We start from the raw sequence: 11,806 nt of genomic DNA, 5'->3' as shown, positions 1-11,806 counted from the left end.
GGCGCCAAACTCCGCGCCAACCTCGGCGCAGGAGAAACCTCCTCCGACGCCGAAGCCGCCAACAAGATCGGCTAACAGCACCCCACCCAAAAGAACCCCGCCACGGCACCGAACTACAGTGCCGCGGCGGGGTTCTTCTGCATTCTGCTCTTTGCATGCTGCGCGGTTGTCCACATAGCCGGCGGCGGCCATGGCCTGTGCTTCACTGCGTCCCTAGGCTTCATACATGAGCACATTTGACGGCATCCCAGCTGCTGCCGCGGATTTCTACGATGAGCTGGAACAAAACAACACCAGGGAATGGTGGCACGCGCATTCGGACGTGTACACGGCGTCCGTCAAGGAGCCGCTCACGGCGCTGTTGGCCCGGCTTGAGCCGCGGTTCGGTCCGGGGAAGATCTTCCGCCCACACCGGGATGTCCGGTTCTCGCCGGACAAGTCTCCCTACAAGACGGCCCAGGGCGCGTTCGCGTCGTACCAGGAAGGCGTCGGCTACTACCTGCAGCTCAGCGCCGACGGCCTGCTCGTGGGCGGGGGCTACCATTCGCACTCCCCCGCCCAGCTGGCCCGGTACCGGAACGCCGTCGACGCCGCGGGGACCGGCGAACAGCTTCAGGCCATCATCGATTCCATAGCCCGGGCCGGTTTCCGGATCGAGGGCGAGAAGCTCAAGACCGTGCCCCGGAGCTACCCCAAGGACCATCCCCGCGCGGAACTCCTGAAACACAAGTCGCTCTCCGCGAGCGTGGCTGTGGGCCAGCCGGCGTGGCTGCCCTCCCCGGCCGCCGAAGCCGAGATAGCACGGCTATGGGAGCAGCTGCGGCCCCTGGTCGACTGGGTCGGACGGCATGCCGCGCCGTAGGGCAGCGGCTAGACCTTCGTCAGGGCATCCTTGTCGTCGTCCAGGTCGTCATCCGAGGTCCGCGCCGGGCCGTTCACGGCGGCCTTGGCCCCGGCGAACTTTTCATTGAGCCGGGAGTGGCGCTGGCCGTAGGCAAAGTAAATGCCCAAGCCGATCGCCAGCCAGATGGCGAAGAAGATCCAGGTCTCCACGGCGAGGTTGGTCATGAGGTACAGGCAGAGCACAGCCGACACGATGGGCAGCACCTTGCCGAACGGCACGCGGAACGCGGGCTTGAGGTCCGGACGCTTCTTGCGCAGCACCAGGATTCCCAGGCTGACCATCACAAACGCGGAGAGCGTGCCGATGTTGATCATTTCCTCGAGCAGATCAACGTTCGTCAGGCCAGCCACCAGGGCCACCGCGGCGCCGCAGATGATCTGGAGCCGCGCCGGCGTCGCACGCTTTTCGCTGGTCTTGGACAGGCTCCGCGGGAGCAGCCCGTCGCGGCTCATGGCCAGGACCACGCGCGAGAGGCCCATCAGCAGCACCATGATCACCGTGGTCAGGCCCACCAGGGAGCCGAAGGCGATGACCTTCGCGGCGTCGGTGTTCCCCACAGCTTCGAAGGCAGTGGTGAGCGTCGGGTTCTCGACCTCGGCCAGCTGCTTGTAGGAGACCATGCCCGTGAGGGCGAGGGACACGAGAATGTACAGCAGCGTGACCAGGGCCAGGCCGCCGAAGATGCCGCGCGGCAGGGTCTTCTGCGGGTTCTTGACCTCTTCCGCGGACGTCGCCACCACATCAAAGCCGATGAAGGCGAAGAACACCAGCGCGGCGCCGGCAAAGATGCCCAGCGTTCCGTACTGGGCGGGGGCTGCGCCGGTGAGGAAGCCGAAGAAGGACTGCTTCATGACATCCGCCGCTCCGGTGCCTGCGGTGGGCTCTGAGGCCGGCACGAACGGGGTGTAGTTGGAGAACTTGACGTAGCTGAAGCCGACCACGATCACGAAGATGACGACGCCGATCTTGATCAGCGTGAAGATGTTGCCCACCCGTGCGGACAGTTTCGTTCCGAGCACGAGCAATACGGTGAAGACGGCGACGATGAGGAACGCTCCCCAATAAAGGTCGAGGCCGGCGATCGAGACGGCGGGCGGGATCTCCGCGCCCATAAGGGCGAAGACCTTGCTGAGGTAGATGCCCCAGTATTTGGCAATCACCGCAGCAGCGGTGAAAAGCTCAAGGATCAGGTTCCAGCCGATCACCCAGGCCAGCACCTCGCCCATGGTTGCGTACGTGAAAACGTAGGCGGAGCCGGCAACGGGGATGGCGGTCGCGAATTCGGCGTAGCACATGATCGCGAGGGCGCAGGTAACGGCAGCCACCGCAAACGACACGGTGACGGCCGGGCCGGCAAAGTTCGCTGCAGCCTTGGCGCCCACGGAAAAGATGCCGGCACCCACTGCTACGGCGACGCCCATGATCATGAGGTCCCAAGTGCTCAGTGAACGCTTCAGCTGGCGTCCGGGCTCATCGGCGTCAGCCATTGACTGCTCGATGGATTTGGTCCGGAAAAGATTCATAGGAAGTCCACAATCCTGATTGGGGTTGGAAACAGACCTATCAATACTAATGTCCATCCAGTGGACGGCCTCATTTGTCCCAGATAATGAGACCGGCCGGACGCCGGACGGCACAAAACCACGCCCGGACCGTCCCCGCGCTGCGGCTGCGCGGTATGTTGGAAGGTCCGGACGTGGAGTCTCGGGGTTCGTATCAGCAATAGAGGCTGGATACGGGGGTGGAGCCGCCGCCCCGACCCTTCCGGGCCGGGGCGGCGGCTGACAACCGGATTAGCTGATGACGTTCATGACGTTCCAGCCGGTCCCGGCCGAGACCCGCGTCGGGAAGATCCCGGCGCCGTTGCCCAGGTAGGTCCAGAGCGCGCCGCTCGCGTCCCTGGCCACGAGGTCAGCCCTGCCGTCACCGTTGAGGTCACCCGCACCGCTGATGGCTGTCATGCCGTTCCAGCCGCCGCCCACACGGATCCGGTTCGGGAAGATGCCGGCGCCGTTGCCCAGGTAGGACCACAGCACGCCGCTCGTATCCCGGGCCAGCAGGTCAGCCCTGCCGTCACCGTTCAGGTCGCGCGAGGAACTGATGACATTCATGGTGTTCCAGCCGGCGCCCACCCGGATCCGGTTCGGGAAGATGCCGGCGCCGTTGCCCAAGTAGGACCACAGCACACCGTTCGTGCCCCTGGCGATCAGGTCAGCCCTGCCGTCACCGTTCACGTCACCCGAGGCGCTGATGACATTCATGGTGTTCCAGCCGGCGCCGACACGGATCCGGTTCGGGAAGATTCCCGCACCGTTGCCCAGGTAGGACCACAGCACACCGCCGGAATCCCTGGCGATCAGGTCAGCCCTGCCGTCACCGTTCACGTCACCCGAGGCGCTGATGGCATTCATGACGTTCCAGCCGCCGCCAACCCGGACCCGCGTCGGGAATGCTCCCGATGCGTTGCCCATGTAGGTCCAGAGCACTCCGCTCGAGTCCCTGGCCAGCAGGTCCGCGTTGCCGTCACCGTTGAAGTCACGGAGCGCGGTCAGGATGCCTACAACGTTGGCTGCCGTTACCGCCGTCGAGGTCTGGGATGCCGTGGCGTACCCGGCCTTCGAACCTGTGACCTGGACGGTGATCGCCTTGCCGGCGTCGGCGGCCTTCAGCGTGTACGTTGCCGCCGTTGCTCCGCCGATGGCAGTGCCGTCGGCGAACCACTGGTAGCTGAACGTCACCGGCGCCGGTCCCCAGACTCCGGTGTTGGCGGTCAGCAGGCCGCCGACGACGGCCGCTCCGGTAATGCTCGGAGCAGCTGTCACCAGCACCGGTACGGCAGGAGTGACCGCGTTGGACACTACAGCCGTGCTGGATCCGTGGACGTTGGTTGCCGTGACCTCGAAGCGGACCTGAACGCCGTTCTCCAGACCGGTGACCACCAGGCTGGTGGCATCGCCCGGTGCCGTGCGGAGATCGCCGATCTGGGCGCCGGTAGTTGCGTTGACAACCCTGATGGAGAACTCGTCCGTGATCCCGCCGGCTACCGCAGCCGTGAAGTTCACGGTTGCCGAAGCATTGCCCGTCACAGCCGTTACACCGGTGGGTGCGCTGGGCGCGATGGAGTCGGCGAAGATCAGGGTTTCGATGTTCCGGAGGGTGTCCGTTCCATCGGGGCCGGCGTTGTTGTGGGTCACCGTGGTCACCCCGTTCTCTTCCGTGACGGTGTAGTTCGCCTCGATGTCGGAGAACACGGCCTTGTCGGTGCCACCGCTGGCGGTGACGATTTCCCGCACCACCTCGATGTTGCCCGGGTCGACCTTGCCGGCGAACACGTCCGCCTGGAGGGTCGCTCCGGTAAGCGCGCCGGCCTCGTTCTTCAGGTACTGCGTGGTCATGCCCGTGGCGCTGCCGATGATTTCGCCGGCGTCGTTCTTGACGCTGAGCCGGACGTTGAGGTAACGGTCACCGTCGATGATGTCGTTGCCGCCACGGCCTTCGATGATGTCGTTGCCGCCGCCGCCGAGGAGGAGGTTGCCATCGCCCCAGGCCATCGCGTTCTCGGACTGGTCCAGGATCGGGCAGTCCTTCGAGGCCGAAGCAGCAATCACATCGGCGATAAGGGTTGTCCGCGCTTCTGCCGGAATCAGGTCGCTGAGGCCGGCAATGCGGTTGACGCCGTGCTCGTCAAGGACGTTGCAGCCGATGAAGCCGGCACCGCCCACATCAGCGGGAATGACGTCGTCGCCGCGGAGCTTGTCGTCGAAGGGGCCTCCGGAGAGGGCTTCGACTTCGTTGTAGCGGTCGCGCACGCCCGTCTGGAGGATGTCCAGCGGCAGGATCTGCAGATCCAGGTCGGCATCCTGCGGCTGCGGATCGGCAATGCCGATTTCCCAGTCGTAGCCGGAGCCACCGGCGACCTTTTCAATGCCGGGACCTGCGAGGCCGATGTCGTCGCCGCCTTCCATGTCGTAGTCGTCGTCGCCGCCCTGGCCGGCCTGGACGTCGTGGCCCGGCTTCTGCGAATCGTCCAGGAAAAAGAGGTTGCTGGAGTCACCGATCAGGAGGTCGGGTTCGTCGCCGCCTTCCATCCAGTCACTTCCGCCGTCGCCGAAGACGACGTCTTCGCCCTGGCCGGCGATCGCGAAGTCATCGCCTTCGCCGGAGAACGTTTCGTTGATGTTCGGTCCGCCGTTGGTGAAGTCCTTGCCGTCGCCGGACATGATGATGTCCAGGCCGGGACCTGCATCGATGGCGTCGTTGCCCGGGCCACCCTTGTGGACGTCGTCACCCGCGATATCGGTGATGATGTCGTTGCCTTCGCCGCCAAGTCCGACGTCGGCCCCGTCACCGCCTTCGATGATGTCGTTTCCTTCGCCGCCCCAGAACGTGTCGTTGTCGTTGCCGCCGTAGACGCGGTCCTGGTTGACGGTTCCGTTGAAGACGCTCTGGCCGTTGATGCCGGCGGGGTCCGCGGTGTTGATCATCCTGTACTTGATGGTGCCGTCCGCCATGCGGATCAGGACCTTGGTTTCGTTGCACTCCGACGCCGTGTCGTCGGCGACGGTGTTGCCGAATGCGGTGAAACCGTCCCGGGTGCCGGCGAGGTTCTTCAGCTCGAACTTGCAGTCGGCCGTGGCGAATGCGTCGGCCTTGAGGGCCTGCGCATTCGTGTTGCGCATCATGAGTTCCGCGAAGGAGTTGCCTTCCAGCTGTGCCCGCAGGTTCATGCCGGGCGTGCGGGCCAGGTAGTAGAACCGGTCACCGTTCTGCAGCTCCGTGAGCTGCTGCTCGAAGACGTGGTTGAACGTGCTGCCGAGCAGGCCGCCGAACATGTTGGTGCGTTCCGCGAGGCCGCCGACCCACAGTTCGACGTCGTCGAGGCCGGTCCGTGAGTGTCCGTCCTGGTCTGACCAGTCAGTGCCGTCACTGTTCATGAAGGCTGCGGCGTCCGCAGGAGGAACGTCGCCCCCGATCGTGTCCGGGTTGACGATGGCACGTGCAGCGTCCCGGCGCGACTTAAGCGTGGCCGGGCCGTCGTCCTCGTTGCCGAGCACCTTGTCGGGCCCCGCGTCCGTGAGGATCGTGGGGTGCTTGCCGTAGGCCGCCACAAAGTTGATCAGTGACTCAGGGTGCTTGAGGTTCTCACCGAAGTCGATCCAGTTCGTGTAGGGCTTGAGCTGGCCGTCGTTGGTCTCGGCATGGAGTTCCTTGCGGAAGTTGTTCAGCGTGGGGACGCCTTCGGACCTGGCCCGCGTCATGTTGATGGTTGCCAGGTCAAGCGGGAGTCCCAGCAGGTTGTTCCGGAGCGTGTCCGTGACGAATTCGTCCAGCTCGTTGCCGGCCTGGTCGGACATGCCCATGATGATGCTGCCTGCGGCCTGTTCCGATGTCAGCTCACCCTCGGTGCCGCCGTCGGTGTACGCCGGCGGGTTGAGGAATCCCTCGAGCAGTGAGATGTCGTTTTCGGAGCCCCGGACGTCGTCGGACGTTCCGTAAATGGCATCCGGACCGGGCTTGTCCTCGTTCCTGCGCGAGATGGTCTCGGTCAGCATGGAGTGGCCGAACCGGTAAACCGCGTGGGCGAATTCAGCCTTGATGGCCGGGTTGATTTCGGTCTGCGTGAAGGCAAACGGCTGGAACGGGTTGATCAGCGGCTGGACCTTGCGCGCGAACTCTTCGAAGACGAGGTGCTGGTACTCCATCTCGGTCACGAAGCGAGCCGCCTGGAAGAGGCGCTCGCCGTAGTTGAACGTTGCGTCGCCGATGGCCTGGTAGTCGCCAAGCAGTGCGGCGTTCTCCGGCTTGGCCAGAGTGGCCTTGATGTCGTCGACCAGACGGTCGTGCTCGGAGTGGAACACCTGGTGAATTGCCGTCAGGCCAATGTTCTCGTTCACGCGGCCGTCACCGGCGATGAAGTGCGCATCGAGCATCTCATCGTCATAAGTACCGGGTGCCTGGCTGGCGAAATCGGCAGAAGCAGTGGTGTCCGTGTCCTTGGTCGGGGCCACGGCAGGAGTGCCGGGGTTGTGGTCATGATCCTTCGGTGACGGGTCCGCATTGTGCGCGATGTCCGTCAGGAAGGGAGTGTTGAAGTAGAAGACATCCTCAGGAACCAGCGTTCCCGTTCCGCCGTTGTCGGCAGGGTTAGCCTCAACCTCGCCGCTGGCGGTCATGAACACGGGCAGGCCGCGTTCCGGACCGGGGACGAAGTTGCCGTACAGGTCGGACTTGATCATCGGGACGTTGAGGACGTCCTTGTCCTCAAGCCGGATACCAAGCTTCTCGAAGGCCTGCACCTTGGTGGTGGCCCACGTGGCCATGCCTCCGGCGGTCGGTCCGGCCGGGCCGCCGAGCAGCTTGCCGGTGGCAACGGGGCGGCCGGCTTCGTCGGTCACGTATTCGCGGAGGAATACCTGGTGCGAGGGGTGGGAAGTATAGGTCTGGCTCTGGTCAACCCACGGGGAGTCGGTGTTGAGTGCGTCCTGGACGTCATCAGCACTTTCATCGACATCAGTAGTCTCCGGCTTGTCGCCGAGGATGCCGTCCTCGCCCGGCTGGTTCAGCCCACGCGTCAGGGCCATGAAGCGCAGGTGCACGGGCAGGTCGTCGCCCTCAACAACGTCCCGGGTTGCCGGGTTGTCCACGCCCTCGATGGCGGGCGTCGCCGGATCATCGTCAAAAACGTGGTTGGGGCCTGCAATCAGCGGGTCGTCTGCCTTGAGGGGAACATAGACGTTCCCGCCGCCCTTCACCGTCTGGTCGATGCCGTGGTCGAAGAACTGGCCGAAAAGGGTAAAAAGCGAATTGTAGGGCGGGGACAGCCCGACGTCCGTGGTCACGTTCGGGATGAAGAGGGTGCTGTGGGAGGGAACGCAGTCCGCGGGGTCAGCCGCAACCGGCGGATCGGCCAGCGGGTTCGGGTCCGTCGTGCAGGGGACAACGCCTTCGTTGCCCTGCGTACGCACGGGATTGCCGGCAGCGGAAACGGCTGCCGGGTTGGTGGAGGTCTGGTCAACGACCAGGTTGCTGATGACGCGTGGGTGCGAATCGAAGACGTCGCCCTTCTTCTGGGCGTAGGTCGATGGTGCCGGAGGACCGAAGATTGCGTTTTCTGCGTTCTTGAAAGATGCGGCGCCCAGCCGTGGGAACACCTGGTCTGCCGCGCCGAAATTGTCCTGCCCGGGCTCGAGGTGGTTGCAGCTGCCGTCCACCGTCCGCAGGCCGAGGGAGAGCATCGGGCTCGCGAGCTGGTTCTTCAACGCGCCGCAGGGCCCTGTCTCGGCGGTCGTATCGGCCACATGCTTTTCGGCAATTTTGATCTGCTTCAGGATGAAGGACAGGTCCGAGGGCGTGACATTGAATCCTGCCCCGACAGGTCCCTGCACCGCGTTGGCTGCGACCACCGGCAGTCCCATGGCCGCTGGCATTGCCAGGGTGGTTACTGCCGCAATCAGCCGGAAGGAGACGGGCTGCTTACTTCGCTTGCTGCGTCGTAGACGCCGGTTGGTGGGTGGATCGGTGGGGGATCCGGATCGGTTTTGATCCGCGCCCCCGTCTGACTTCCAGGCTGAGAGTTTCATGGCACACCTGCCGCTAGGAGGGATGGAACACTGACATCGTGTTCTGCCCCACTCCTAAAAACCTTGGAGCAAATATGTCCTGCTAAGGCGCAGAAGCCGGCTCCCTTCAAAAGAACCACCCAATATTGGGGGTTCCCAATCGCAGCATTAACGTGCAAAGCCCGGGCAGGGCCGCTCATTTGCGGCCCCGCCCGGGCTCTACAGTTTTGGGTGTTGTTGTAACGAGCCGGAGCCGTTTACACCGGCCAATCCATCAGCGCGGACCGGATCAGGAAGCGCTTTCCTTCCGGTGCTTCCACCGAAAAACCACTGCCTCTGCCCTGCACCACATCCACAGTCAGGTGGGTGTGGCTCCAGTAATTGAACTGTTCCCGGGACATCCAGAAGTCCAGCGGCATGGCACCGCTTTCCACACTGGCGCCCTGGCCGCCGTCGGAAATCTCAAAACGACCCAGCAGGACGTCGGAGTCACCGGTGACGAACTCCCCTGCCGGAAAGCACATCGGCGAGGAGCCGTCGCAGCAGCCCCCGGACTGGTGGAACATCAGCGGCCCGTGCTGGTCCCAGAGCTTCCGCAGCAGCGCGACCGCCGCGGCGGTGAGCGCCACCCGGGAGAAATCCTCGCCGGGCAGCGTCACCGCGGCGTCAAGACTGGCTTCAGTCATCACCGAGTCCGCTCATCAGAACCTCAGCACCACGCGGCCGTCGATCTTGGCATGTTTCATCTCGTCAAAAACCGCGTTGACCTCGGACAGTTCCCGCGCCGACACCGTGGGGTGGATCTTTCCCTGGGCATAGAAGTCGAGCGCCTCCTCCAGGTCCTGCCGGGTGCCCACGATGGAACCGCGGACGGTCAGGCCCTTGAGCACGATTTCGAAGATCGGCGCCGGGAAGTCGCCGGGCGGCAGGCCGTTGAAGACGATCGTTCCGCCGCGGCGGGCCATGCCGATCGCCTGGCCAAACGCCGACGGGTGGACGGCCGTGACCAGAACGCCGTGGCAGCCGCCGGTTTCCCGCTGGATGACCTCGGCGGGGTCTTCGTGCAGGGCGTTCACCGTCAGCTCGGCGCCGTGCTGCTTGGCGAGGGCCAGCTTGTCGTCCGCGATGTCGACGGCCGCAACGCGCAGGCCCATGGCCACGGCATACTGGACCGCGATGTGTCCCAGGCCGCCGATGCCGGAAATCGTGACCCACTGGCCGGGTTTGGCTTCGGTCATTTTCAGGCCCTTGTACACCGTCACACCGGCGCACAGCACCGGCGCGACTTCCACCGGGTCCGAGCCGGCCGGTATGCGGGCGGCGAAGCGGGTGTCCACGAGCATGTACTGGCCGAACGAGCCGTCCACGCTGTAGCCGCCGTTCTTCTGGGCCTCGCAGAGCGTCTCCCACCCGGTGCGGCAGTACTGGCAGTCGCCGCAGGCGGACCACAGCCAGGCGTTGCCCACCAGGTCGCCGACGGCGAGGTCTGTGACACCTTCTCCGAGCGCCACCACTTCGCCGACGCCTTCATGGCCGGGGACGAACGGCGGCGAGGGCTTGACGGGCCAGTCGCCTTCCGCCGCGTGGAGGTCGGTGTGGCAGACGCCGGTGGTCAGGAGCCTGACCAGCGCCTCGCCCGGGCCGGGGTCGGGAACGGGAAGGGTAAGGATCTGGAGGTCCTTGCCGAATTCTGTTACTACGGCTGCTTGCATTGTCGTCGTCATTGGCGAAATCCTTGCGTCGTTTGAACGGGGTTGACCATCGTGCTGCCGGCTTAGAAGAAGCCGAGCTTGTTCTCGTTGTAGCTGACCAGCAGGTTCTTGGTCTGCTGGTAGTGGTCCAGCATCATGGCGTGGTTTTCACGTCCGATGCCCGAGGACTTGTAGCCGCCGAAGGCGGCACCCGCCGGGTAGGCGTGGTAGTTGTTGACCCAGACGCGGCCGGCCTGGATCTCGCGGCCGGCGCGGTACGCGACGTTGCCGTTCCGGGACCAGACGCCGGCGCCGAGCCCGTAGAGGGTGTCGTTGGCGATGCCCATGGCGTCGCTGTAGTCGCTGAAGCGTGTCACGGACACCACCGGGCCGAAGATCTCCTCCTGGAAGATCCGCATCCGGTTGTGGCCTTCGAAGACGGTGGGCTGGACGTAGTAGCCGCCGGCCAGGTCACCTTCGAGCTGTGCGCGGGCGCCGCCGGTGAGCAGCTTGGCGCCCTCCTGCTTGCCGATATCGATGTAGGAGAGGATCTTTTCCAGCTGGTCGTTCGAGGCCTGGGCGCCCAGCTGCGTTTCGGTATCCAGCGGGTTGCCCTGGATGATCTTCTCCACACGGGCTATGGCGTCGGCCATGAAGGAGTCGTAGATGTCCTCCTGGACCAGGGCGCGCGACGGGCAGGTGCAGACCTCGCCCTGGTTGAAGGCGAAGAGCGTGAAGCCCTCCTGTGCCTTGTCGTAGAACGCGTCGTTGGATTCAGCCACATCGTTGAAGAAGATGTTCGGGCTCTTGCCGCCGAGCTCGAGCGTGACCGGAATCAGGTTCTGGCTGGCGTACTGGCTGATCAGGCGGCCCGTGGTGGTCTCGCCGGTGAAGGCGATCTTGCGGATCCGGGGGCTGGATGCCAGCGGCTTTCCGGCCTCGACGCCGAAGCCGTTGACCACGTTGACCACACCCGCCGGCAGCAGGTCGCCGATGAGCTCCATGAGGACCAGGATGGACGACGGCGTCTGCTCGGCCGGCTTGAGGACCACGGCGTTGCCTGCCGCGAGCGCCGGAGCCAGCTTCCACACCGCCATCAGGATCGGGAAGTTCCACGGGATGATCTGGCCCACGACGCCCAGCGGCTCGTGGTAGTGGTAGGCGGTGGTGTCGTCGTCGAGCTGGGACAGCCGGCCCTCCTGGGCCCGGACTGCGGAGGCGAAGTAGCGGAAGTGGTCCGCGGCCAGCGGGATGTCCGCGTTCAGGGTCTCGCGGATGGGCTTTCCGTTGTCCCAGGACTCGGCGACGGCGAGCATCTCGGTGTTCGCGTCGATCCGGTCGGCGATCTTGTTCAGGACCGCGGCGCGCTCGGTGACGGACGTCTTGCCCCAGGACGGCGCGATCTTGTGCGCGGCGTCCAGGGCCAGTTCGATGTCCTCCGCCGTGCCGCGGGCCACCTCACAGAACGGCTTTCCGGTGACCGGGGTGATGTTTTCGAAGTACTGGCCCTTGACGGGGGCAACCCATTCGCCGCCGATCCAGTTCTCGTAGCGGTCCTTGAAGGTGACCTTCGAACCCTCGGCACCGGGCTGTGCGTAAACGGTCATTGCTGGCTCCTTTGCTCTGCAACTTCGTGGCGGTCCTCAGGGTGA

The 11,806-nt window shown here is 64.8% G+C and carries 7 protein-coding genes; 1 reads left to right on the top strand and 6 read right to left on the bottom strand.

Annotation, left to right across the window (positions count from 1 at the left end; genetic code table 11):
* The coding region (locus AC3A3W_RS09165) for a hypothetical protein (RefSeq protein ID WP_487442127.1) at positions 1 to 192 on the bottom strand (192 nt) is incomplete at its 3' end.
* A 34-nt stretch (positions 193 to 226) separates the two neighbouring features.
* Between AC3A3W_RS09165 and AC3A3W_RS09160 the strand changes: the two genes are divergently transcribed.
* A complete protein-coding gene (locus AC3A3W_RS09160) occupies positions 227 to 862 on the top strand; it encodes a DUF2461 domain-containing protein (protein ID WP_487442125.1) in 636 nt (211 codons plus the stop codon).
* A gap of 8 nt (positions 863 to 870) precedes the next feature.
* On the opposite strand, the gene AC3A3W_RS09155 is transcribed toward AC3A3W_RS09160, so the two are convergent.
* The 5 genes from AC3A3W_RS09155 to exaC form a co-directional block, all read right to left on the bottom strand.
* Positions 871 to 2,427, bottom strand: coding sequence for an APC family permease (locus tag AC3A3W_RS09155; protein WP_487442123.1), 1,557 nt, complete (start codon positions 2,425 to 2,427; stop codon positions 871 to 873).
* A gap of 270 nt (positions 2,428 to 2,697) precedes the next feature.
* Positions 2,698 to 8,331: a peroxidase family protein gene (locus AC3A3W_RS09150; protein ID WP_487442120.1), complete on the bottom strand. Its 5,634-nt coding sequence runs from the start codon at positions 8,329 to 8,331 to the stop codon at positions 2,698 to 2,700.
* 389 nt (positions 8,332 to 8,720) lie between these two features.
* Positions 8,721 to 9,149: a DUF779 domain-containing protein gene (locus AC3A3W_RS09145; protein ID WP_487442118.1), complete on the bottom strand. Its 429-nt coding sequence runs from the start codon at positions 9,147 to 9,149 to the stop codon at positions 8,721 to 8,723.
* 15 nt (positions 9,150 to 9,164) lie between these two features.
* On the bottom strand, positions 9,165 to 10,187 hold the full coding sequence (adhP, locus tag AC3A3W_RS09140) for an alcohol dehydrogenase AdhP (RefSeq protein WP_487442117.1): 1,023 nt from the start codon (positions 10,185 to 10,187) through the stop codon (positions 9,165 to 9,167).
* A gap of 50 nt (positions 10,188 to 10,237) precedes the next feature.
* Positions 10,238 to 11,761 (bottom strand): acetaldehyde dehydrogenase ExaC, encoded by a 1,524-nt coding sequence (exaC, locus tag AC3A3W_RS09135; RefSeq protein ID WP_487442116.1) that lies wholly within the window; start codon positions 11,759 to 11,761, stop codon positions 10,238 to 10,240.
* Positions 11,762 to 11,806: the final 45 nt, after the last annotated feature.

It is taken from the genome of Arthrobacter sp. Soil_N43, from assembly GCF_057655195.1.
This window is presented reverse-complemented; position numbering and strand designations above follow the sequence as displayed.